Below are 22596 nucleotides of genomic sequence, written 5' to 3' on the forward strand. Positions count from 1 at the left end.
ACCTTCTCTAAATGTCGCGACGCACCGCATATTCGCAATATTCTGCCGAAGAGCCGATCCATTTCGGCGAATACGGCGTGCGGGAAGTGCCAAACTATCCTTAGAAAAAGCACGAAACGCCATGAAAACCGGCGTTTTCAAAAATGGGAACGGGACAAGGATCCCGTCCGGGAACAAAATAAAATGCCGCAGTCTCCCCCAAGAGGACGAGGCGGCAGAGCGGAGACCGACATTGCCCAAAAACCTGAACGACTTCAAATATATGAGCTTCGACGTGGTGGGAACTCTCATCGATTTCGAAGGCGGCATGAAATCGACCCTGATGCAGATCGGTGCTGAAAACGGCGTCGAGGTCGACGGTGAAAAAGCGCTGGGCCTTTACCGCGCGGCGCGTTACTCCGATGCGACCGACCTGTTTCCGGATGACCTCGTCCGAGTGTATCTCATCATCGCTCCGGAACTGGGCTTGCCGGCCGAACGCGCGCTTGGCGAGCGGCTGCGCGATGCTGCCAAGAACTGGAAGGGTTTCGAAGACAGCCGTGCCGCCATGGCGCAGCTTGCAAAGACCCATCGCCTCATTGCCATGACCAATGCCCAGCGCTGGGCCTTCGAATATTTCGCCAGCGAACTCGGCAACCCATTTCATGCCGCTTTCACCGCCGATGATACCGGCACGGAAAAGCCGGACCCGGCATTTTTCGAGAAGGTTTTCGCCTTCGTCGAGAGTGAAGGGGCATCAAAGGACGACATTCTGCATGTCGCGCAAAGCCAGTACCACGATATCGGCATTTCCCGGAAACTCGGGATGACCAATTGCTGGATCGAGCGGCGTCACGCCCAGCAGGGATATGGCGGCACGATCGAGCCGGAAAACTTTACCCAACCGGACTATCACTTCACCTCCATGGCCGGCCTTGCCGAGGCCGTGAAACAAACCGGCGGCTGAACCGCCTTTGCCAAGGGCGTGGCGCGAACTGGGACGCGACATGCCGGACATTTCTGCAGACGCATTTTAACAAATCATACAAAAGGGGAAGACCATGAGTGACAGGATTACAAACTGGACCCGCTCCGACGATGCCGCCGTTGAACAGGCCATCCGTCGCGGCGCGACGCGGCGAGAACTGCTTCACATGATGCTGGCGGGCGGCGTCGCCCTTTCCGCCGGTTCGGCCATTCTCGGCCGCGCCTCGCAGGCCGTGGCGGCCACCCCCGTTTCAGGCGGTACGCTGAAAGCCGCCGGCTGGTCCTCCTCCACGGCCGATACGCTCGACCCTGCAAAAGCCTCGCTTTCCACGGACTATGTCCGCTGCTGCGCCCTATATAACCGGCTGAGCTTCCTCGATGCTTCCGGCACGCCGCAGATGGAACTGGCCGAATCCATCGAAACGAAGGACGCCAAGACCTGGACCGTGAAGCTGCGTTCCGGCGTCACCTTCCATGACGGCAAGGCGCTGACCGCAGACGATGTGGTTTACTCGCTGAAGCGCCACCTCGATCCGGCCGTTGGCTCCAAGGTCGCCAAGATCGCCGCCCAGATGACCGGCTTCAAGGCTCTCGACAAAAGCACCGTCGAGATCACACTGGCAAATGCGAATGCCGACCTGCCGGCCATTCTGGCCCTGCACCATTTCATGATCGTTGCCGACGGCACCACGGATTTCTCCAAGGGCAACGGCACCGGCGCCTTCAAGCTCGAGACGTTCGAGCCGGGTGTGCGCTCGATCATGGCCAAGAACGCCAATTACTGGAAGTCCGGCGGGCCGCACATCGACAGTTTCGAATTCATGGCGATTTCCGACGACAATGCCCGCGTCAACGCCCTTATTTCCGGCGATATCCAGCTTGCAGCAGCCATCAACCCACGTGCGCTGCGCCTGCTCGACAAGCAGGAAGGCGTCGTGCTGTCCAAGACGACCTCCGGCAACTATACCAACCTCAACATGCGGCTGGATCAGTCGCCGGGCAACAATGCCGATTTCGTCGCCGGCATGAAGTCGATCGTCAATCGTGAGCAGATCGTCAAGGCGGCGCTGCGCGGCCTTGGCGAAGTCGGCAACGACCAGCCGGTGCCGCCGATGAACCCCTATCACAATCCGGACCTGAAGCCGAAAGCCTTCGACCCGGATAAGGCGAAATTCCACTTCGAAAAGGCAGGTCTCATCGGCCAGTCCATTCCGGTCATCGCATCGGATGCGGCAGCCTCTTCTGTCGATATGGCGATGATTATCCAGGCCTCCGCCGCCGAAATCGGCGTCAAGCTGGATGTGCAGCGCGTTCCCTCGGATGGTTACTGGAGCAATTACTGGCTGAAGGCGCCGGTTCACTTCGGCAACATCAATCCGCGCCCGACGCCGGACATCCTGTTCTCGCTGCTTTACGCCTCCGACGCGCCGTGGAACGAAAGCCAGTACAAGTCGCCGAAGTTCGACAAGATGATGCTCGAAGCACGCGGCATGCTCGACCTCGAAAAGCGCAAGCAGATCTACTTCGAACTGGAAACGATGATCGCCGACGAAGCCGGCACCATCATTCCCGCCTATATTTCGAATGTCGATGCCATCTCCTCAAAGCTCAAGGGCCTGGAAGCCAATCCGCTCGGCGGCATGATGGGTTACGCCTTTGCGGAATACGTATGGCTCGAAGCCTGATAGACCATGGGCCGGGCGCGCAAATGCGTCCGGCAACCTTTCCGCCAGCGCGGAAAGCCTCTTTGTCGGTCGCAGGAGCATGTCAATGAACAGCCGGATATTGTCCCTTATCGCCAGGCGGCTGGTCGTCATGCTGACGACCCTGCTTATCGTGTCATTTCTCGTCTTTTCCGCCACCAGCCTGCTGCCCGGTGATACGGCGACGATCCTGCTTGGCCAGGCGGCGACGCCGGAGGCCGTGGCCGGCCTGCGCACCGCCATGCATCTCGACGACCCGGCGCTTTTGCGGTTCGTTCGCTGGCTCTTCGGCCTTCTGCACGGCGAACTCGGCACATCCTATGCCAACAACATGGCGATCGCTGATCTAATCGGCCCGCGTTTCGTCAACTCCATGAAGCTTGCCGGCATCACCACCGTCATCGCCGTGCCGCTGGCGCTGACGCTAGGCATCAGCTCCGCCATGCTGCGCGGAACGCTTTACGACCGCGTCGTCACGGTGCTGACCATCGGCGTCATCTCCGTGCCGGAATTCATGATCGCGACGCTCGCCGTCTTGGTTTTCGCCGTTTATCTGAAGTGGTTGCCAGCCCTGTCGCTGGTTAGCGAGGTTCATACCCTGTTCGATGTGCTGCGCGTTTACGCGATGCCGGTCATCACCCTCACCTTTGTCGTGTCGGCACAGATGATCCGCATGAGCCGCGCCGCAGTGATCGAGACGCTCGATACGCCCTATGTCGAAATGGCGCTGTTAAAGGGCGCGCCGCGCATGCGCATCGTGTTGCGCCACGCGCTTCCCAATGCGCTCGGCCCCATCGTCAATGCCGTGGCCCTGTCGCTCTCCTATCTCGTCGGCGGTGTTATCATCGTTGAAACCATCTTCAACTATCCCGGCATCGCCAAGCTGATGGTCGATGGCGTCGCGACCCGCGACCTGCCGCTGATCCAGAGCTGCGCGATGATTTTCTGCGTGGGTTATCTCCTCCTCATCACCACGGCTGACATCATCGCCATCATGTCCAATCCGAGGCTGCGCTGATGACCGATCATATCAAAACAACGTCGGGGACCTCGCGTTTGGGTTACAAGATCAACGCAGTCGGCGTTTTCGGCTTTCTCGTTATTTTTCTCTGGGCGATGGTGGCGATCTTCGCGCCCTATCTCATTCCCCATCCGGTTGGTGAAATCGTCGACTTCGATTATTTCGGCCCCATGACCTCCGATCTCTGGCTCGGTTCCGATTATCTCGGCCGCGACGTGTTTTCCCGCATTCTCATGGGCGCACGTTTCACCGTCGGCATCTCGCTTGCCGCAGTCACGATCGCCTGCGTGTCCGGTGTCGTTCTCGGCATGTGTGCCGCCGTGGTCGGCGGCTGGTTTGATGCGGCCCTCAGCCGCTTTCTCGATGCGGTAAACTCCATTCCGAGCAAGCTTTTCGGGCTTGTGGTCGTCGCCGCCGTCGGTTCCTCCATCCCCGTACTCATTGCCACCCTGTCGGTCATCTATACGCCGGGGGCCTATCGTTTCGCCCGGGCGCTCGCCGTCAACGTCAACACCATGGATTTCGTCACCGTCGCCCGCGTGCGCGGCGAAAGCCTGTTCTACCTCGTCGGCTCGGAAATCCTGCCGAACATCATCCGCCCCGTACTCGCCGATCTCGGCGTGCGTTTCGTATTCATCGTGTTGCTTCTGTCGGGCCTCTCCTTCCTCGGCCTCGGCTTGCAGCCGCCGAATGCCGACTGGGGTGCGCTGGTGCGTGAAAACATCGGCGGCCTGCCCTTTGCCGCGCCGGCCGTGATCTTCCCGTCGCTGGCGATTGCCAGCCTGACGATCAGCGTCAATCTGCTGATCGACAATCTGCCGCAGAAAATCCGCGACAGGAGCGAATAATGACCAATCTCGTTGAAATCCGCGGACTGAAAGTCGAGGCCACCACCGATTCTGGCCGCCGCATCGACATCATCAAGGGCGTCGATATCGATATCGCCCAGGGCGAAATCGTTGCACTGATCGGCGAAAGCGGCTCCGGCAAGACCACCATCGCGCTAACCCTGATGGGATATGCCCGGCCGGGCTGCCGCATTTCCGGCGGCAGCGTCACCGTGGCAGGCCGCGACATGGTGCAGCTTTCCGAAGCCGAGCGCGCCAAAGTGCGCGGCACGAAAATATCCTATGTGCCGCAGAGTGCGGCCGCCGCATTCAACCCGGCGCAGAAAATCATTGATCAGGTCATCGAAGTCACCCGCATCCACCACCTTATGCCGCCTCAGGAGGCGCGTAAAAAAGCGGTTGAGCTTTTCAAGGCATTGTCACTGCCCAATCCGGAAACCATCGGCGAGCGATACCCGCATCAGGTTTCCGGCGGCCAGCTGCAGCGCCTCTCCGCCGCCATGGCGCTGATCGGCAATCCTCAACTGGTAATCTTCGACGAACCGACGACCGCACTTGACGTGACGACACAGATCGAGGTTCTGCGTGCCTTCAAATCGGCGATGCGCAAGGGCGGCATCGGCGGCGTCTATGTTTCGCACGACCTTGCCGTCGTTGCCCAGATCGCCGACCGGATCGTCGTGCTGAAAGGCGGCGAGGTTCAGGAAACCGGCACGACCAAGGATATTCTGGAGAACGCCCAACATCCCTATACCCGCGAATTGTTGACCGCTTTTAACGACAAGGTGCGCGTCGTGACACCGCTCAGGCAAAGTGAGGCGACACCGCTCCTTAATATTGATCAGCTGATCGCCGGTTATGGCACGAAAGGCGACGACCGGATGCCGCTGGTGCGTGCGGTGGATTCCGTCAGCCTTGCGGTCTATCCCGGCCGCAATCTCGGCATCATCGGCGAATCCGGCTGCGGAAAATCGACGCTGGCGCGCGCCATTGCCGGCATTCTGCCCGCCGCGAGCGGTCACGTCGTCTTCGAGGGGCATGAACTCAACGTCGATGCCCGGCGTCGGACCAGCGACCAGCTGCGCCGCATGCAGATCGTGTTCCAATATGCCGATACCGCGCTCAATCCGGCAAAACCCATCGAAGATATTCTCGGCCGGCCGCTGACCTTTTATCACGGCATGAAAGGCAAGGCCCGCGATGCGCGGATCGACCAGCTGCTCGATATGGTGAAGCTACCGCGCTCGGTCCGCCACCGCCATCCCTCCGGCCTTTCCGGAGGGCAGAAGCAGCGCGTCAATTTCGCCCGCGCGCTTGCGGCCGAACCATCACTCATCATCTGCGATGAAATCACCTCGGCGCTCGATACGGTCGTCGCAGCCGCGATCATAGATCTGCTCGGAGAATTGCAGCGGGAGCTTGGCCTTTCTTACATCTTCATCAGCCACGATCTTTCGGTGGTTGAAACAATCTGCGACGAAATCGTCGTGATGTATGGCGGCCAGAAAGTGGAGCATCTGGAAACCGAAGCAATCAAATCGCCCACCCATCCCTATTCGAAGCTGCTGTTCTCCTCAGTGCCGAAACTTGACCCGACATGGCTCGACAATCTTCAGCAGGATGCGGAGTTGGTACGGGCGTTCTCCAAGAGGTGAGCCATTGCATCGAAGTTCAGGGCGAAGAGTATAAATATTCCTGCGTCATCCTTGGGCTTGTCCCAAGGATCTAAACACGTCAATAAAATCAATTGGTTGCAGATCCTCTGGACAAGCCCGAGGATGATGTCGAGTGTGAGGCGACCTGCCTCAGCACCTTGGCAACCTTGCCAAAAATGTTCCCGTACCTCAAAGCGGAAACAGGCTGGTCAGCGGCATATGCGATTTGGTGATCGGCGATTTCAGCACCACGAAGCTGAAATATTTATCGATGCCGACATCCATATCCGTCAGCCGCTCCATGATCGACTGATATTCAACGATGCCTGACGTGACGAATTTCAGCAGGTAATCGTAACCACCGGAAACGAGGTGGCATTCCACCACCTGATCGATCTTTTCGACAACGCCGAGAAAGCGGGCAAAATCGATCTGACGATGGTTCTTGAGGGTGATTTCGGTGAAGACGGTCAGTGTCTGGCCAAGCTTGTTGATGTTGATTTGCGCCGAATAACCTTCAATATAACCTTCGGACTGGAGCTTCTTCACCCGCATCAGACAGGGGCTTGGCGAAAGATTGACAAGCTCCGCCAGTTCCACATTGGTGATGCGACCGTTTTTCTGCAGTTCGTAGAGAATCTTGATATCGATCCGGTCAAGTTTCATCACGTGCGGAACCCCTTTTTTGTTTTTGAGCGAGCGGCATAAAATTCTGACGCTGCAGTGGAAATCTTATCACATGCGCGAGCCCTGTCGATGTAAGCATGTTTTTTTGATGCAGCATAAAGAGTTGCAGACACAGCCCCGAACAGCAGGAGATTCCGGCAAACTGCTCAGTCTGGCAGCGCTTGCACGCCAGCCAAGGTAAATTAGGATGAATATAAGGAGTTCGCCCCATGCCCGCCCCGCTGCAACAGATCACGACATCGCCGGAGCTGCCGAAAGCCGCGGACGCCGTCATTATCGGCGGTGGCGTCGTTGGGGTGTTCGCAGCCTACTACCTTGCCCGTCGCGGCCTGAAAGTGGCCCTGGTGGAAAAAGGCCTTGTTGGCGCGGAGCAATCCAGCCGCAACTGGGGCTGGTGCCGGCAGCAGAACCGCGATGCGCGCGAATTGCCGATTTCGACCCAGAGCCTTGCTCTCTGGGAACAATTTGCCACGGAAAGCGGCGAAGACACCGGCTTTCGCCGCTGCGGATTGTTTTACCTGAGCGACAACGAGGCGGAACTTTCCGGCTGGGCGCGCTGGCGCGACTTTGCCCTCACCGCCGGCGTGACGACGCATATGCTGAGCGCCGATGAGGCAAGTGAGCGGGGGCGCGCCACGGGCAAACGCTGGAAGGGCGGCGTCTTCTCACCCACCGATGGCACGGCCGATCCGTCCATGGCAGCACCCGCCGTGGCGCGCGCCATCATCAAGCTGGGCGGCACGGTGCATCAGAATTGCGCCGCGCGCGGGCTTGAGACGGAAGGCGGCAGGGTCAGCGCCGTCGTCACCGAAAAAGGCACGATCCGCACCAAAACCGCCATCATGTCCGGCGGGGCCTGGGCGTCTTCCTTTTGCCGTCAGCTGGGCATTCGTTTCCCGCAGGCTTCCGTCCGTTCCTCCATCCTCTCGGTCACGCCGGGTGCGGAAGGCCTGCCGGACGCGTTGCATACGAAGGCCGTTTCCCTGACACGCCGGAACAACGGCGGTTACACCCTCGCCATCAGCGGCCTTGGCCGCGTCGATCCGACGGCGCAGCAGATGCGGTTCGCGCGTGAATTCGTGCCGATGTTCCTCAAGCGCTGGCGCAGCCTGCGGCCGGGTGGGCTGGAAGGCGTTCGCGGCGGCCACGAAACGTTGAAGCGCTGGCGGCTCGATGCGCCGACGCCGATGGAGCGGGTTCGCATTCTCGATCCGAAACCCAATGCCGCGGCCATCCGGGAGACCCACAAAAGGGCGATCGAACTCCTGCCCGCACTTGGTAAAACCCAAATTTCCGCCGCCTGGGCCGGGTTCATCGACAGCACGCCGGATGGTGTGCCGGCGATTGGCGAAACCAGCGAGTTGCCCGGTTTCATTCTCGCCGCAGGTTTCAGCGGTCATGGTTTCGGCATCGGGCCGGGCGCCGGTCATCTGATCGCCGATATCGTCACGGGTTCAAGCCCGATCGTCGATCCCGCCCCTTATCACCCCAGCCGGTTCCTTGGTTCGTCATGGGGCAAGGTTGCGGATTTCTGAAGCCATAACAGCAAAACAATATCCGCAGGCGAACCTGCGGATATTGCCGTCCGCCGCTTTTTTTTGACCAGTCAGCTCTTTGGCAGTCCGGGGGGATTGGTGCGCGATTCCGGCAGGGCTTCTTCCGCAAGCTGCCAGCGATCGAGAATTTTCGCGTAAGCTCCACTTTTGATCAGATCATTGGTGGCAAGCGTCAGTGCATCCGCCAGTCCAGAACCCTTGCGGGTGGTAATGGCGACATCGGAGCGCTCCGGCCAGCCGGCCGAGAGGGTTCCCACCCGCTTGATGGTCTTGTCGCGCGCGGCAATGAAAACCAGCTGCGCATGCGGCTGGACGATCACATCCGCCCGGCCGGCGGAAAGCGCGACAAGCCGCGTCGCCTCGTCATCGTAGTATTGCAATTCAAGCGGCTTCAAACCGGCGGCGACATTCTCGTCGCTCCATTTCAGCAGAATACGCTCCTGATTGGTGCCGGCACCGACGATGATCCTCAGACCGGCGGCATCCTTCGGCTCGGCGATGGAGGTTATGCCGCTGTCGGACTTGACGAAGAAGCCGTGCAGGCCCTGACGGTAGGTGGAGAAATCGAACTTTTCCTTGCGCTGTTCGGTAACGCCGACATTAGAAATGACGGCGTCATATTTGCCTGAGGCAAGGCCGAGCGGCCAGTCGGCCCAGGCCACGGCCACCAGTTCCAGTTCAAGGCCGAGACTATCGGCAACGGCAAGCGCGTATTCCGGGTCTGCGCCCACGACGGTCTTCGCATCGGTCGCATAGGTCGCCAATGGTGGCCCGCCGGGAGAAACGGCAACGGTGAGTTTGCCCGGCGTGACGAATTTGAAATCTTTCGGTACGGCGGCGATGGCACCGGGGTCTTTTTCAGCCCTGATACGGCCGGGCTGATCCGGTGACAGATCGAAGACATCGGTTGCGAAGGCCGGGGCGAAACCGGAGATAGAGAGAAAGACGCCGAGCATGGCTGTGGCGAAACGAGAGGTGAAACTCATCATGATTTCCCGAGAAAGGATTGCGGGACGGAGGTAGCGCGGGCGGGAGGATGCCCGCGCCACCGGCTGAGTGATGTCCCACCTTCGACTCAGCTTTTAGGAACTCAGTTTTTCACGCTCAGCTCTTGGGCAGGCCGGGCGGATTGGTGCGGGATTCGGTGATGGCTTCCGAGCCGAGATTCCAGCGAGCGAGAACCTTGCCGTAATTGCCGTTCTTGATCTGGGCATTCAGCGCAGCGGTGACGGCCTCGGCAATGCCGGCATCCTTTTTGGAAGCGAAGGCAATTTCCGCCGCTTCCGGCCAGCCGCCCGAGAAGGTGCCGACGAGCTTGGTCTTTTTCTGGCTTGCCGCCTGAAAGGCCGAGGTGGCATTGGGGCCGAGATAGGCATCCGCACGACCGGATTGCAGGGCGACGTCAAGCACGGCCTGATCGTCGTAATATTGCACTTCGGTGTCGGCCAGTCCCTTCGCCTTGTTATCCTTGATCCATTTCAACAGAATCTGTTCCTGATTGGTGGCTGCGCCGACGATCACCTTCAGCCCGGCGACATCTTCAGGCTTGCCGATTGATGTGACCTTGCTGTTGCTGCCCACATAAAAGCCGAGCAGATCGTTGCGATAGCTGGAGAAATCGAATTTTTCCTTGCGCGCTTCCGTCACCGTGATGTTGGATGCGACGGCATCGTATTTGCCGGAAGCAAGGCCGAGCGGCCAGTCGGCCCAGGCAATCGGAACAAGCTGCAGTTCAAGTCCAAGGCTGTCGGCAATCAGCTGGGCGATATCCGGCTCCACGCCAATCGGCGTTTTCGTGTCGCTCGCATAATCGACCAGTGGCAGGCGGAAGGGCACGGTCGCAACCGTCAGCTTCCCGTCGGCAATGAATTTATGACCCGCCGGCAGGAGCTTGATTGCCTCCTCAACCTTTTCGGCGCGCACCCGGCCCTTCTGTTCGGGTGACAGGTCGACCTCCTGCGCATGCGCGGCCGGAATGAGCGCGGTGGTGGCGGTGAAAAGACCACCGGCGAGCAGGGACAATAATTTCGATGAAAAAGCCATGTGAGTGTTGCCTTTGTTGTGATTAGAGGACTTTTGCGAGGAATTCGGCCGTGCGCGGATGTTCGGGTTTGTTGAACACCTTTTCCGGTGTGCCCGTTTCCACGATGCGGCCCTGTTCCATGAAGACGACCCTGTCGGAGACTTCGCGGGCAAAACCGATTTCATGGGTGACGATGATGAGTGTGACGCCGGAGCGGGAGAGCTCCTTGATGACGTCAAGCACTTCGTTGACCAGTTCAGGGTCGAGCGCCGATGTCGGCTCATCGAACAGCAACACCTTGGGCCGCAGGGCGAGTGCCCGGGCAATCGCCACACGTTGCTGCTGGCCGCCGGAAAGCTGGCGCGGGTAGGCATTGGCCTTTTCGGCAAGGCCGACACGGGCCAGAAGATCGCGCGCCTCGGCCTGCGCCTGCTCTTTCGAGATGCCGCGAACCGCGACCGGCGCTTCGATGATGTTTTCAAGCGCGGTGAGATGCGGAAACAGGTTGAAGCTCTGGAACACCATGCCCACTTCGACGCGGCGCTTGAGGATTTCCCGCTCCTTCAGCTCATAAAGCGTATCGCCGTGCTGGCGATAACCGACCAGCTCGCCGTCTATGGCGATAAAGCCGTCATCGACGCGCTCCAGATGGTTGATGGAGCGCAGCAGGGTGGATTTGCCCGAGCCGGATTGGCCAAGAATGGTGGTGACGCTGCCTGCCGGAATGGAAAGGGAGACATCATCCAGCACCTTGAGTGTGCCGAAAGACTTGGAAACCCCGTGGATATTCACCGAACCTCCACGATTTCCGATGCGGAAACCTCCTGCACGCGCAGATACCGAAGCTTCTCGCTTTGCAGGCACTGTCACCACGGCCGCCGGCTCCGCCGCTGCCCGGCGTGGCAGGAAGGTGCGGTAGACGGTAGCGAAAAGCGAAGGGGGCGGATTGCGGAGCGCACCACGGGAAAAATGCCGTTCGATATGATGCTGAGCGATCGATAGCGCCGTCAGGATCACCAGATACCAGACGGTTGCGACCATGAGCAGCGGGATCACTTCCAGATTGCGGCGATAGATGATCTGAATGGTGTAGAACAATTCCGGCAGCGCCAGAATATAGACCTGCGACGTTCCCTTTGCGAGGCCGATGATGTCGTTGAAGGCCGTTGGCAGGATAGAGCGCATGGCCTGCGGCAGAACGATACGGGAGGCCTGCCGCCGGCGTGGAAGGCCGAGCGCGGCGGCGGCTTCCAGCTGCCCCTGATCGACCGAGAGAATGCCGCCACGGACGATTTCCGATGCAAAGGCCGCCTGATTGAGAGTGAGGCCCAGCACAGCGGCCGCAAATGGCGTCATCAGCTGCGTCGTATTCCAGCTGAAAAAGTTGATGCCGGTATAGGGCACGCCGATCGTCACCGTTTCATAGAGATAACCGAGATTGTTGAGGATCAGCAGAAGCACGATCAGCGGGATCGACCGGAAAATCCAGATATAGGTCCAGGAAACGGCAACCAGCAGCGGCGAGCGCGACACACGGGCAAGTGCCAGCAGCGTTCCGAGAACAAAACCAAACAGCGCGCCCAGCGCCGTCAACAGCAATGTCCGGCCAAGGCCAACGAGCACCGGCTCGGCGAAGAACCATTCGGCAAAGACGTCCCAACCCCAGCGCGGATTGCCGAAAACGGAATGCAGCACGGCGGCGATGATGAGAACGGAGAAAACCGTGCCCACCGTTCGCAAGGGATAACGGGCCGGAACGATGCGAAAATGCGAATAACCGCCCTTCACCGCTTCACCCTTCTGCTCGCTGACCGCAACATGCGGAAAATCAGAGGCTATCGTCATAGGAAAAAGCCTTTCACAGATGGGCTGAGGAGGGTTGAGGGCTGGTGTGCGCTATCGCCGCGCGTTCCCCGGCCGGAGGGAGAACGGCGTTGGAGAGCCATTTTTCGAATGGCAGCGACCGGATCGTCTCCGGATCGGCCGCCGTGTCGAAGAGGGCGCGATAACCGTTGGTGAGGTAAAGACCGACGGCTTCCGGCTGGCGGAACCCCGTCGTCAGATAGACGCGGGTATAACCCTGCCGGATCGCCTGCTGCTCCAGCTCCCGAAGCACGATTTTTGCAAGCCCCTGCCGACGATGGGTCGAATGGGTCCAGACCCGCTTGAACTCGGCGGTCTCCTCGTCGTAGCGCATGAAGGCGCCACCGGCGATTGCCTTGCCGTCGCGCAGCAGCAGCAGGAAATTGCCCAAAGGGGGGCTGAAGGCTTCCGGCGGATATTTGTTCAGTTCCGCTCTGGCCCCTTCCGCATTGAAAAAAGTGCCGTAACGGCTGTCATATTCAAACAGCAACTCCTCCAGAAGCGGCGTTGCCAGCGGATCATTGACGGATGTGTAGAGAAAACTATCGCTCATGTCGTTGTTCCTCAGGTTACGGGCAATCAGGAGAGGTATGCTTCAGCCAGGCGCACCCAGAAGCGTGCCGCAGGCGCGATGATCGCATCGTTGAAATCATAGTGAGGGCTGTGCAGCGGCGCGCTGTCGCCATTGCCGACGAACAGGTAAGAGCCGGGCCGCTCCAGCAGCATGAAGGCGAAATCCTCGCTCGCCGTGCGTGGCTGAAAGCCTTCCGCTACCTGTCCGGCGGGAAAATGCTGTCTGGCGACATCGCGGGCAAAAATCGTCTGCGCGGCATGATTGATGACAGGCGGAAAACCGCGGGAATAGGCGACTTCCGCCTTGGCGCCAAAACTTTCCGCCTGCGCTTTGGCGAGCGCCGGAAGCCGTTCCTCGAGCCTGTCGCGCACGGCGGGTGAAAAAGCCCGGGCGGTGATCTGCAATTCCACACTCTCGGGAATGACGTTGGAGGCGGTTCCGCCATGGATGGAACCGACGGTCAGCACCGCCATTTCGCGCGGATCGACGTTGCGGGAAACGATGCTCTGCAGGGCGGTGATGAAGCTTGCCGAAGCCAGAACCGGATCGACCGTCTCATGCGGCGCCGCCCCGTGGCCGCCCTTGCCGACGATCCGCACCTGCGCCTTGTCGACGGAGGCCATGGCAGGGCCTTCGACGAAACCGAACTGTCCGGTTTCCACACCCGGCCAATTGTGCAGGCCGAAGACCGCATCGACGGGAAACCGCTCGAACAGCCGGTCCTTTATCATCGCCCTCGCACCCGCGCCGATTTCCTCGGCGGGCTGGAAAATCAGCGTCAGGGTACCGGAAAAATTTGAGGTTTCAGCAAGATAACGGGCGGCAGCAAGCAGGATCGTTGTGTGACCATCATGACCGCAGGCATGCATGACGCCCGGCGCTTCGCTGGCATAGGCAAGGCCGGTCTCTTCATGAATTGGCAGCGCATCAATATCGGCGCGGATGCCGAGACGTTTTTCACCATGACCCCGTTTCAGGGTGGCAACGACACCGTGACCGCCGACACCCTCCGTTACCTCATATCCGAACGACAGCAGATAACGGGCGATGAGCGCCGCCGTGCGGTTTTCCTTGAGCGACAGCTCCGGATGTCGGTGGAGATCATGCCGGATGGCGATGCTCTCCTCGATGAAGGCAAGGATTCCCCGTTCGGCGTCGTCCTGCGGACGCGCGCCGTCAATGCGGATATTCATGGTTCTGTCTCCTGCACGGCTTTTTGCCCGCCGTGTCTTGTAATCTGCGCGGGCGGCGGCCCTGCCGCCCGGCCGCAGCCTTATGCGATGGCCTTGTCCGAGCCGCTTTCGCCGCTGGAATAGACGCTTTCCCGGAAAGGCAGGCCGAGATGATGGCGAAGCGTTGCCCCTTCCAGATGCGGATCGAAATAACCGCGCCGCTGCAGCACCGGAATGACAAGGCGGATGAAATCATCCAGCCCTTCGGCAATTACGGGGAAGCCCAGAATGAAGCCGTCGGCCGCATCATTTTCCACCCAGCGGATGATTTCATCCGCCACCTTGTCCGGTGTACCGATGAAGCCTTCGCGTGGGGTTGCAGCCTCCAGGGCCGCTTCCCGCAGCGTCTGGTTCTTTTCCTTTGCCCGCCGCTTGATACGGTCGGTCGTTGAACGGAAGCTGTTCTTGCCGATATCACCGAGTTCGGGGAATGGTTCATCCAGCGGATAGGCGCTGAAATCATGGTGGTCGAAAAAGCGGCCGAGATAGGCAAGCGCGTCCTCGATGGTGATGAGGTTGCGGATGACGTCATATTTCGCCTCCGCCTCCTCCTGCGTCTCGCCGACGATCGGGCCGATACCGGGGAAAATCTTCACGTCGCTGGCGGATCTGCCCTGTGCAACGGCGCTCTGCTTTACACGTTTGAGGAAGGTCTGGTTTTCTTCCAGCGAAGCGGAATTGGTGAAGACGGCATCGGCATGTTTGCCCGCAAGGCCGATGCCCGCATCGGAGGAGCCGGCCTGAAACACCACCGGCTGCCCCTGTGGCGAACGCTGGATGTTCAGCGGGCCTTCCACCTGGAAGAACCGTCCCTTGTGACCTAGCGTATGGAGTTTGTCGCGCTCGAAGAACTGTCCGCTCTCCCGGTCGCGCACAAAGGCGTCATCGTCCCAGCTATCCCACAGGCCCTTGATGACTTCGAGATATTCATCGGCGATTTCGTAGCGCAACGCATGTTCCGGATGATTGCGGCTGTAATTCCTGGCCGTGCCTTCAAGCGGCGTCGTCACGGCATTCCATCCCGCACGGCCGCCGCTCAACAGATCGAGCGAGGCGAACTGGCGGGCGATCGTGAAAGGGTCGCTATAAGACGTCGAAACAGTACCCGCGAGACCGATCTTCGAGGTGACGGAGGCAAGCGCCGAAAGAATGGTCAACGGCTCGAAACGGTTGAGGAAATGCGGGATCGACTTGTCGTTGATGTAAAGCCCATCCGCCACGAAGGCGAAGGCGATACCGGCGGCTTCCGCCTTCAGCGCCGTCTTCCTGAAGAAGTCGAAATTGACGCTGGCATCGACCGGGCTTTTGGGATGCCGCCAGGCATTCATATGCCCACCCGGACCCTGAAGCATGATGCCGAAACGGATTTTCTTTCTCGTCATGTCATTTCTCCTGAGGACAAGATCACGCCGCCCGGGAAAGGCGATGCGTGGCCAAGAGTTCAATCGAGGCAAGCCGCTGATCGGCCCCCACATGCGGCGGTTCGATGATGAATTCCTCAATGCCGTGCTCTTCGGAAAGAACACGCAACGCCCGGTGAATATCTTCCGGCGCGCCATGGAGGACGTTGGGCTTGCGCTCTTCGATGCGATAATTGCTGTCACCGGACTGGCGAGCGAACTCTTCCGCCTGCTCGCGCCGGCCGAGATTGAACGCCCTGCCATCGCTCAGAAATACCCGGTAGATGCGCTGTCCCTCCACCTGCCTTGCGGCATGGTCGGGGTCGCTAGCGGCAAAAGCCGACAGGGCAAGGACCGGAGCTTTGCCGCCGCTTTCCTCGCGGAATGCTGAAAGGCTGCGGCGAAGAACCTCCGGATCACCATTGAGGTGGCCGGCAAAGACGAAGTTCCAACCCTTTGAGGCCGCCAGCATTGCGCTTTCCGGGCTGGCGCCGAGCAGAAACCTCTCCGCGGCGACCGGCGGCGCCGGCGTTGCCTGCAATCCGGCCTGCGCGTGGTCCTGCGGAGCGACACCGGACAAGAATGTGGTGAGTTCTCCGAATGCCGTTTCGAAATCCGGCTTTCGCGCCGGGTCATAAGCCTGTTGCAGGGCTGAGGTGGCCAGCGGCAACCCACCCGGCGTCTTGCCAACACCAAGATCGACCCGGCCAGGCGCAAGCGCCGATAGCACGTTGAAGACTTCGGCAACCTTATAGGGGCTGTAATGCTGCAGCATGACGCCGCCTGAACCGACGCGGATGCGGGATGTCTTCGCCAGAATCCACGCCACCAGCGCCTCGGGCGCGGAACCGGCAAGCTCCGGCGAATTGTGATGCTCGGCCACCCAGAACCGGCGGTAACCCAGATCTTCGGCGCGTCTGGCGAGATTGATCGTGTCGCGGAATGCGCCTGCCGCATCCTCACCCGCAGAAACGGGACTCTTATCCAGCAAACTGAGAGTATACATCATCACCTCGCACGTCTTTTGATGCATACTTTGTCTACTGATTTTATATTCTAATAAAGAACGTTCGTTCCACGTTGCGACGCGATCAGAGAAAATATTATTTTCCGTCACGATTCTGGAAGCCGGACTTGGCAAAAATATCCGCAGCACCGGAGATGCGGCGTCTAAAAGGCGGAAAGCAGGCGGTTTTCAAGGCCATATCCGGAGGAAACGGCTTGCGCAGGAATTCGCTAAAAACTACTTAGTAAGTTAGGAATAATATGGCCGGCGTTGCGGAATGTGCCGGCCCTCTTTGCGGATCAGGCGATGTTGACCAAAAAAGGCAAATACGGATTAAAGGCTCTGGTCGATCTGGCGCGATTGCCCCAGGGAGAGACCGCCTTCGTGACCGAGATTGCCACGCGCAACAATATTCCGAAGAAATTTCTGGACACCATTCTTCTGGAGCTGCGCAACAGCGGTATCCTGCGCTCAAAGAAGGGACCGAATGGCGGTTATTCGCTGTCGAAAATGCCATCCGAAATCATGATCGGCCAGGTTATCCGCACGCTGGACGGGCCTTTGGCCCCCATCCGCTGTGCCAGCCGCACCGCCTTTGAAGCCTGCGACGACTGTGACGATCCCGAGACCTGTCAGGTCAGGGTTTCGATGACGGACGTGCGCGACGCCATCGCAACCATTCTGGACAATATGACGCTCGCACAATTCGTCGCGAAGGACGGACAGGACGCGCTTTCCATTCCTGCCGGCAAATAGGCTTCGCTTATTGCCGGCGCAGATCATCCTCCAGAGATGCAATCAGCCCGGGCTCACTTAGGCCATCGATAAGGCCGAGACGCGCCATCAGGATTTCAAGCGTGATGGCGTTGTTCCTGACCGAACGAAAGGTAACGTTTTCCGAGCCCACCTGCGCCGCATCGATATTTGCCGCCAGGCTGGAGATTTGTGCTTTCAAGAGTTCAGTGGCGAGAAAAACCTCGCCGATGACGGGACGCGCCGCGCCCTCGTCTGCCAATCGGTCAATCAGCAGCGTCGAAAGTTCGCGCTGTTTTTCACCCAGCGCCACCGCGGCTTTCAACAGGGTGGCGACGGAGGCGGCGAGATTTCCTGCGCCCTGCGCAAGAAATGTAACCTGATCGGCGCGCAACAGGCCATCCCATGATGTGTCAGGCCGATTGCGCAAAACCACGAGCAGGCTTTTTCCCGCCGCATTAACAGCCGGAACGACAATCCAGTCCGCATCGGTCGAGACAGAGCGCACCACATCATCGGGAAGCCGCAGGGCGAAATCGTCGTCATTCGTTAAGACCGCGTGCTCCGCACTGGCATCGGTGGAAGCAAGAGCGAAGGTTTCACCAAGATCGAGACGGGCAAAGAGGGCCTTGCGTTGCTCTTCGCCGCCGGCATTCCGGATGAATTCAAGCGCAGTGAAATGTTCGACCAGATCACGCGCCGCCTCCGCATCCGCGGCAGCAATAATCGAAAGCGCCTGCGCGAGAATATCGTTGGTTATGTCCGCTCCACCCAGTTCGTTCGGAACGGAGAGGGCAAGAAGGCCGGAGCGGGCGATCCGCGCGTGAATCTGCCCGCTATTTTCGAAGGGACATTTCCCGGCAATTGCCCGGGCGACGGTCAGCACATCGCCATCCGCGCCGAGACGTGGAGGAACGAAACGAATTCTTTCGCCGAGCGGCGTGACAGATCCCATGCTCAACTCCCTCAAAAAATAACCCGTTGAATGCGTTCACTCAGTCCAGCGAATGATAACGCCCGTTCTGATAGACCAGCGAATGTCCGGAGCCGATGCGGATCGCCTCCACCTTGCCGATGATGATGACGTGGCTGTGCCGCTCGATTGCCTCTTCAATGGTGCAATCGATAGCGGCAACGGCGTCCTCAAGGATGGGTGCGCCGCTTGCAAGCCGGGTCCATTCCGCACCGCGATAACGGTCCGCACCCTTCAGGCCGCCAATGCCGGCAAACTGGTTGGCGATGAACTGGTGGTTCGCGCCGATGATATTGACGGCGAGGTGACCGAAACGCTGCACCACCGGCCATGTGGACGACGACCGGTTGAGCGCCACCAGAATTCTCGGCGGATCAACCGACAGGGCGGTGGCCGAGGTGACGGTCGCACCGGTGCGTGCCTCGCCTTCTCCGGCGGTGATGACGCTGACGCCGCCGCCGAGCGTTCTCAGCGCCGCCTTGAGGCTATCAGCATCCGCAGCCTTACCCGAGACCGGATCGCGAAGATTGATGAATTGTTGATCCTTGGCCGCATATTGCAGTGTCATCGATCGCTCCTGAAAACAGCTGAATTGTCCAATAGCTAGCAGCGGCGGCAGGGGATTAAATAGACATCGTTTTCCATAATATTTATATTCTATGGAAATAATGTTCTATCTGTCCGACCCTTTCTTACTCAATCCGGCTGGCAAGAAACCGGACAAAAAAGAGGGTAGCCAATTCCCCCGGCTATATAAGAAATTTCGTTCCAATTTTTCCGAAGAGGAGAGTGTTTGTCTCCCTCCGCGAGACTTGCCACACCGGCAGCCTGTAACCTCAAAAAACCGGGTACAGGCTGAGCATGGCGAAGTTCATTTCGCAGATTTCTTCCCGTTCAAGCTCGAGATCGCTTTTTCCCTGCCTGATACGCCCGGAATGATCCAGCGGATGAAGAGTAACCTGCTCATCTGCCTGAGGCCGACGCCGGGTCAGACCGAAAAGATCGAAAGTAAACGCATGAAATCCCTGCGGCATGTGCGCCTCCTTTGCTCAACATCCACTATCCTCCGGCGACGATCCAAAATCGTCAATATTTTCCATCAAATTACTATTCTATAATTACCCGGCGGCCTGCAAAGGCGGACTACGGTTGCCCGAATGCGGAAAATTCCATTTCGCAGGCCAGAATCGGCAGGATTTCAGCGCATGAGCGTCACGGCCAGGCAAACCGGCGTTTAAGGATGAGACCTGCAAAAGCGCCAAGACAACAAAAAAGGAAGAATACCCAACCCGACACCGCACCCGCATGAATGCCCGACAGCAGCACGCCGATGGTGCAGCCAAGCGCTGTCATGCCACCCCAGCCCATCAGCACACCTCCGGCAAACCGGGTCATCAGCCCACCAGTAGACGGCCAGGATGGCTGGAATTTTCCCGCCGAAAGCGCGGCTGCGAAGCTCGCAAAGATCAGCCCCAGCACAAAGACGCCGTTAGGCGACAGGATCGTGGTTTTTACCGCGCTGATGCAGCCCCGTACCGTATCGAGGCCCGCAAGCGTTTCCGGCACCCATGCCGCGGATGCACCAGCCGTTCTGACGATGCTGCCGAGTTCGGCGGTTACCCCAAGCGGCGCAACGCGGAAATAGGAAAAGGCGCTGATAGCTGCAACCAGAACCCCGGTGACGACGGGCGGCCAGCGTTCAACAAAAACGCTTCGCAGGGCCTGATGCAGCCGGTTTTCCGATGCACACAATGAAACAGGCGCTTCCCTGTCGAAAAAGAGAACAATGAAGATCAGCCCGGCCAGAACAAAGCCGGCAAGCAGCAGCGCCAGGCCATATCCAAGATGGTGCGGCAGCCAGATCGGCGGGTCGCTGAAAACGCTGAGCGTATAAAGGAAATTCCAGCTGAGGAGCGCCAGCAGAAAACCGAGCGCTGCACCGACAATGGCAAGAACGGAACCAAAGGCTCCCTCCCCCAGCCGGTAAAAGTGTCCCGACAGGCAGGAGCCGGAAAGCGCAGCGCCAACACCGAAAACCGTCGACGCCAACGCCAGGACCCAGCCGACCGGGCCGATATGCGCGTTGGGCGGCAGGCGGCCGGGCTGCGGAACCGGCATCCACGCGATGGTGATGATCTGATAAAATACCACGCCCGCAAGAAGTGCGACAAGGATTGCAAGAACGCCATCCGAGCGCCTGTTGTCGACGAAATCGCGAAAATTGCAGAGAAAACAGAACCGTCCGCGCTGCATCACAATGCCGAAAGCAACGCCGGCCAGAAGTGAAAATGCAAGCTGCCTGCCATTTTCAAGCGCCCCCAGCTGATGAGCCGCAACAGCCAACGTGCATAAAATGGCAAAGGCCGTGAGGCGGCGAAGGGTGAAACGCATGTGGGACCGGACATGTCAGGAGAAACGCCAGTACACCGCTGGCGCACTGGCTTCAAAGAGGAGGGAGCGGCGGCTTATTTGCCTGTCCAGACCGTGCCGGTTGGATTGCTGATGGGAACGCCGACCGCATTTCCATATTCGGTCCAGGAGCCGTCATAGTTGCGGACGTCGTAACCGAGTATCTTCTTCAATGCGAACCAGGTGTGGCTGGAGCGCTCGCCGATACGGCAATAGGTGATGACCGGGGCGGAGCCGTCGATGCCCTTTTCGGCATAGATCGCCTTGATCTCATCTGCGGATTTGAAGGTCCCGTCCTTGTTGACGATGGTGCCCCACGGCACGTTGACAGCGCCGGGAATATGGCCCGCGCGAACCGAAAGCTCCTTGACGCCATCAGGCGCGAAAATTTTGCCCGAATATTCATCCGCCGAGCGGATATCGACGAGCTTGATATTGTGTTTGCCTTCGGCCACCGCAACGACATCCACGAACCGCGCCCGCACCGACGTATCCGGCTCGCCGAGCTTCAGCTTCGTTTCAGCCGTTGCCGGTGCCGATGTATCGAAAGGCAGGCCCTGCGCTTCCCAGAGCTTACGGCCGCCATCCAGCAGCTTCACCCGGTCGCCGAGACCATAGGTTTCGAAAATCCATGCGCCCCAGGCGGCGAACCAGTTGTTGTTGTCGCCATATAAAACGATTGTCGTATCGTCGTCCACACCGGCCTTCTGCAGCAGGGACTGGAAATTCTCACGCGCGGCGATGTCGCGCTTTTCCTTGTCAACGAGATCGGTGTGCCAGTTGAGGTTCACTGCACCGGGAATATGCCCGCGCTCATAAACACCGGTATCGACGCTGACCTCAAACACCCGGACATTCGGATTATCGAGATTTTCCTTCAGCCAGTCGGCCGTTACCAGCGCTTCCGAAGCCCCCGCCGCAGACAGCGATACCGCCGACAACAACAATCCGCCGAGAGCCGACGTTACAAGCTTTATTCTGGACATTTCCTTACCCCTTCCTGATTTGATGACCGATGAAAGGTGACAACAAAACCATTCGGAGCGAAGAAACACTTTTCCATATTTTCTGTAGAAAATAAATACAGCCTCTCAAAAACAATCAAAAGGTGAAATTCAAAATTTAATGCGGATAATTCGGCATTAAAGCTCCCAAAGGTTGTAGTATGCCGCAAATGGGGACCGACCGCCGGAGGCGAATACATTGACGAATGAAAACGCTACAAACCGCCGGCATCACCCTGAACCAGCGCACCGTGCAAGGCCGACAATCCGCGCTTCCTCGATCGAGTAGCCGTCCCTTCAGAACCGGCTGCCGACTTCAAGCGTGCGAAAAGAGCATATCCTTCCGGCCAACGTCCGAACCCGGCGGCGATGTTGATATGCCCGACGGAACCGAGATTGACGAGATCGCTTCCCCAATCGGCGGCAGTGCGGGCCAGTTCTTCCGGGTTCATATAGGGGTCGTTCGTGCTGCCCACGACGAGGCTGGGGAAAGCAAGTGGCGCCTGCGGAAAAGCGCCGAAGCGAACGATGCAGGGATGCATCGCCTCGACTTTGTCGAGATGGGCGGGCGCCACCAGAAGCGCGCCCTTGATTTTGGCAGCCACTGGTCGCGACGCCATATTCGCCACCAGCAGGCAACCAAGGCTGTGGGCGACGATATAGGCGCTTTCCGTTGAAGCGAGCGACGCTTCCAGACGATCGAGCCAATCTTCAAGAACCGGGCAATCCCAATTTTCCTGATCGACCAGTTGCGCCTGCGGATCATCGAACAGCCAATGCCGCTGCCAATGCCCCTCATCCGAACCGTTGAGACCGGAGACAATCAAGGTGGTACACATGCCTACTCCATTTTTTGCGGGCGGTGTGTGCCAAGCATGCTGAATTTTCCGATTTTAATCGACTATTGCCTTGCTCACCTTCGC

General features: G+C 59.1%; 21 protein-coding genes. 7 read left to right on the top strand and 14 right to left on the bottom strand.

Annotation, left to right across the window (positions count from 1 at the left end; translation table 11 throughout):
- Positions 1-232: 232 nt before the first annotated feature.
- From FCH38_RS10300 to FCH38_RS10320, 5 genes are all read left to right on the top strand, one after another.
- Complete coding sequence (locus tag FCH38_RS10300; protein WP_174373690.1) at positions 233-946, top strand: HAD-IA family hydrolase; 714 nt, start codon at positions 233-235, stop codon at positions 944-946.
- A 94-nt stretch (positions 947-1040) separates the two neighbouring features.
- On the top strand, positions 1041-2651 hold the full coding sequence (locus tag FCH38_RS10305) for an ABC transporter substrate-binding protein (RefSeq protein WP_153514674.1): 1611 nt from the start codon (positions 1041-1043) through the stop codon (positions 2649-2651).
- 85 nt (positions 2652-2736) lie between these two features.
- Positions 2737-3687: an ABC transporter permease gene (locus FCH38_RS10310; RefSeq protein WP_153514672.1), complete on the top strand. Its 951-nt coding sequence runs from the start codon at positions 2737-2739 to the stop codon at positions 3685-3687.
- A complete protein-coding gene (locus tag FCH38_RS10315; RefSeq protein ID WP_153514670.1) occupies positions 3687-4538 on the top strand; it encodes an ABC transporter permease in 852 nt (283 codons plus the stop codon). Before FCH38_RS10310 ends, FCH38_RS10315 begins: the two co-directional genes overlap by 1 nt.
- Positions 4538-6193: an ABC transporter ATP-binding protein gene (locus FCH38_RS10320; RefSeq protein WP_153514668.1), complete on the top strand. Its 1656-nt coding sequence runs from the start codon at positions 4538-4540 to the stop codon at positions 6191-6193. Before FCH38_RS10315 ends, FCH38_RS10320 begins: the two co-directional genes overlap by 1 nt.
- A gap of 189 nt (positions 6194-6382) precedes the next feature.
- On the opposite strand, the gene FCH38_RS10325 is transcribed toward FCH38_RS10320, so the two are convergent.
- Positions 6383-6859, bottom strand: coding sequence for an Lrp/AsnC family transcriptional regulator (locus tag FCH38_RS10325; RefSeq protein ID WP_046801438.1), 477 nt, complete (start codon positions 6857-6859; stop codon positions 6383-6385).
- Positions 6860-7089: 230 nt separating this feature from the next.
- Here FCH38_RS10325 and FCH38_RS10330 point away from each other — a divergent pair, with 230 nt between their 5' ends.
- Positions 7090-8415 (top strand): NAD(P)/FAD-dependent oxidoreductase, encoded by a 1326-nt coding sequence (locus FCH38_RS10330; RefSeq protein ID WP_153514666.1) that lies wholly within the window; start codon positions 7090-7092, stop codon positions 8413-8415.
- Positions 8416-8486: 71 nt separating this feature from the next.
- Here the strand turns inward: FCH38_RS10330 and FCH38_RS10335 are convergent, their stop codons facing one another.
- The 7 genes from FCH38_RS10335 to FCH38_RS10365 form a co-directional block, all read right to left on the bottom strand.
- The gene (locus tag FCH38_RS10335; RefSeq protein ID WP_153514664.1) at positions 8487-9422 is read right to left on the bottom strand and encodes an ABC transporter substrate-binding protein; all 936 of its coding nucleotides are present in this window, start codon (positions 9420-9422) and stop codon (positions 8487-8489) included.
- A 118-nt stretch (positions 9423-9540) separates the two neighbouring features.
- Complete coding sequence (locus tag FCH38_RS10340; protein ID WP_153514662.1) at positions 9541-10479, bottom strand: ABC transporter substrate-binding protein; 939 nt, start codon at positions 10477-10479, stop codon at positions 9541-9543.
- Positions 10480-10501: 22 nt separating this feature from the next.
- A complete protein-coding gene (locus FCH38_RS23560) occupies positions 10502-12304 on the bottom strand; it encodes an amino acid ABC transporter permease/ATP-binding protein (protein ID WP_174373691.1) in 1803 nt (600 codons plus the stop codon).
- Positions 12305-12317: 13 nt separating this feature from the next.
- On the bottom strand, positions 12318-12875 hold the full coding sequence (locus FCH38_RS10350; RefSeq protein ID WP_174373692.1) for a GNAT family N-acetyltransferase: 558 nt from the start codon (positions 12873-12875) through the stop codon (positions 12318-12320).
- 26 nt (positions 12876-12901) lie between these two features.
- Positions 12902-14089 carry a M20 aminoacylase family protein gene (locus FCH38_RS10355; protein ID WP_153514657.1) on the bottom strand — a complete coding sequence of 396 codons (1188 nt, stop codon included), beginning with the start codon at positions 14087-14089 and terminating at the stop codon, positions 12902-12904.
- 80 nt (positions 14090-14169) lie between these two features.
- A complete protein-coding gene (locus tag FCH38_RS10360; RefSeq protein WP_149899290.1) occupies positions 14170-15510 on the bottom strand; it encodes an LLM class flavin-dependent oxidoreductase in 1341 nt (446 codons plus the stop codon).
- A 22-nt stretch (positions 15511-15532) separates the two neighbouring features.
- Positions 15533-16537, bottom strand: a complete 1005-nt coding sequence (locus FCH38_RS10365) for an LLM class flavin-dependent oxidoreductase (RefSeq protein ID WP_174373693.1) — start codon at positions 16535-16537, stop codon at positions 15533-15535.
- A 303-nt stretch (positions 16538-16840) separates the two neighbouring features.
- On the opposite strand from FCH38_RS10365, the gene FCH38_RS10370 reads away from it, so the two are divergent.
- Positions 16841-17290: an RrF2 family transcriptional regulator gene (locus FCH38_RS10370; protein ID WP_046801485.1), complete on the top strand. Its 450-nt coding sequence runs from the start codon at positions 16841-16843 to the stop codon at positions 17288-17290.
- 7 nt (positions 17291-17297) lie between these two features.
- Here FCH38_RS10370 and FCH38_RS10375 read toward each other — a convergent pair whose 3' ends face one another.
- From FCH38_RS10375 to FCH38_RS10400, 6 genes are all read right to left on the bottom strand, one after another.
- Positions 17298-18242, bottom strand: a complete 945-nt coding sequence (locus FCH38_RS10375) for an acyl-CoA dehydrogenase family protein (protein ID WP_174373694.1) — start codon at positions 18240-18242, stop codon at positions 17298-17300.
- A 40-nt stretch (positions 18243-18282) separates the two neighbouring features.
- On the bottom strand, positions 18283-18828 hold the full coding sequence (locus FCH38_RS10380) for a flavin reductase family protein (RefSeq protein ID WP_142843630.1): 546 nt from the start codon (positions 18826-18828) through the stop codon (positions 18283-18285).
- Between the two features lie 268 nt (positions 18829-19096).
- Positions 19097-19294, bottom strand: a complete 198-nt coding sequence (locus FCH38_RS10385; protein ID WP_174373695.1) for a hypothetical protein — start codon at positions 19292-19294, stop codon at positions 19097-19099.
- 178 nt (positions 19295-19472) lie between these two features.
- The gene (locus FCH38_RS10390; protein WP_174373696.1) at positions 19473-20651 is read right to left on the bottom strand and encodes a YeeE/YedE family protein; all 1179 of its coding nucleotides are present in this window, start codon (positions 20649-20651) and stop codon (positions 19473-19475) included.
- Positions 20652-20725: 74 nt separating this feature from the next.
- Complete coding sequence (locus FCH38_RS10395) at positions 20726-21655, bottom strand: sulfurtransferase (RefSeq protein ID WP_174373697.1); 930 nt, start codon at positions 21653-21655, stop codon at positions 20726-20728.
- Between the two features lie 233 nt (positions 21656-21888).
- Positions 21889-22512, bottom strand: coding sequence for an alpha/beta hydrolase (locus tag FCH38_RS10400; protein WP_174373698.1), 624 nt, complete (start codon positions 22510-22512; stop codon positions 21889-21891).
- Between the last annotated feature and the right edge of the window lie 84 nt (positions 22513-22596).

It is taken from the genome of Agrobacterium tumefaciens, from assembly GCF_013337285.1.
GTDB lineage: Bacteria > Pseudomonadota > Alphaproteobacteria > Rhizobiales > Rhizobiaceae > Agrobacterium > Agrobacterium burrii.

Bases quoted from the DNA above. Each gene is read 5' to 3' on its own strand.
- FCH38_RS10390 (WP_174373696.1), bottom strand. From the start codon at position 20,651: ATGCGTTTCACCCTTCGCCGCCTCACGGCCTTTGCCATTTTATGCACG.
- FCH38_RS10380 (WP_142843630.1), bottom strand. From the start codon at position 18,828: ATGACACTGCAATATGCGGCCAAGGATCAACAATTCATCAATCTTCGC.
- FCH38_RS10355 (WP_153514657.1), bottom strand. From the start codon at position 14,089: ATGAATATCCGCATTGACGGCGCGCGTCCGCAGGACGACGCCGAACGG.
- FCH38_RS10365 (WP_174373693.1), bottom strand. From the start codon at position 16,537: ATGATGTATACTCTCAGTTTGCTGGATAAGAGTCCCGTTTCTGCGGGT.
- FCH38_RS10310 (WP_153514672.1), top strand. From the start codon at position 2,737: ATGAACAGCCGGATATTGTCCCTTATCGCCAGGCGGCTGGTCGTCATG.
- FCH38_RS23560 (WP_174373691.1), bottom strand. From the start codon at position 12,304: ATGACGATAGCCTCTGATTTTCCGCATGTTGCGGTCAGCGAGCAGAAG.
- FCH38_RS10320 (WP_153514668.1), top strand. From the start codon at position 4,538: ATGACCAATCTCGTTGAAATCCGCGGACTGAAAGTCGAGGCCACCACC.
- FCH38_RS10375 (WP_174373694.1), bottom strand. From the start codon at position 18,242: ATGGGATCTGTCACGCCGCTCGGCGAAAGAATTCGTTTCGTTCCTCCA.
- FCH38_RS10315 (WP_153514670.1), top strand. From the start codon at position 3,687: ATGACCGATCATATCAAAACAACGTCGGGGACCTCGCGTTTGGGTTAC.
- FCH38_RS10325 (WP_046801438.1), bottom strand. From the start codon at position 6,859: ATGAAACTTGACCGGATCGATATCAAGATTCTCTACGAACTGCAGAAA.
- FCH38_RS10400 (WP_174373698.1), bottom strand. From the start codon at position 22,512: ATGTGTACCACCTTGATTGTCTCCGGTCTCAACGGTTCGGATGAGGGG.
- FCH38_RS10395 (WP_174373697.1), bottom strand. From the start codon at position 21,655: ATGTCCAGAATAAAGCTTGTAACGTCGGCTCTCGGCGGATTGTTGTTG.
- FCH38_RS10350 (WP_174373692.1), bottom strand. From the start codon at position 12,875: ATGAGCGATAGTTTTCTCTACACATCCGTCAATGATCCGCTGGCAACG.
- FCH38_RS10335 (WP_153514664.1), bottom strand. From the start codon at position 9,422: ATGAGTTTCACCTCTCGTTTCGCCACAGCCATGCTCGGCGTCTTTCTC.
- FCH38_RS10385 (WP_174373695.1), bottom strand. From the start codon at position 19,294: ATGCCGCAGGGATTTCATGCGTTTACTTTCGATCTTTTCGGTCTGACC.
- FCH38_RS10330 (WP_153514666.1), top strand. From the start codon at position 7,090: ATGCCCGCCCCGCTGCAACAGATCACGACATCGCCGGAGCTGCCGAAA.
- FCH38_RS10340 (WP_153514662.1), bottom strand. From the start codon at position 10,479: ATGGCTTTTTCATCGAAATTATTGTCCCTGCTCGCCGGTGGTCTTTTC.
- FCH38_RS10370 (WP_046801485.1), top strand. From the start codon at position 16,841: ATGTTGACCAAAAAAGGCAAATACGGATTAAAGGCTCTGGTCGATCTG.
- FCH38_RS10305 (WP_153514674.1), top strand. From the start codon at position 1,041: ATGAGTGACAGGATTACAAACTGGACCCGCTCCGACGATGCCGCCGTT.
- FCH38_RS10360 (WP_149899290.1), bottom strand. From the start codon at position 15,510: ATGACGAGAAAGAAAATCCGTTTCGGCATCATGCTTCAGGGTCCGGGT.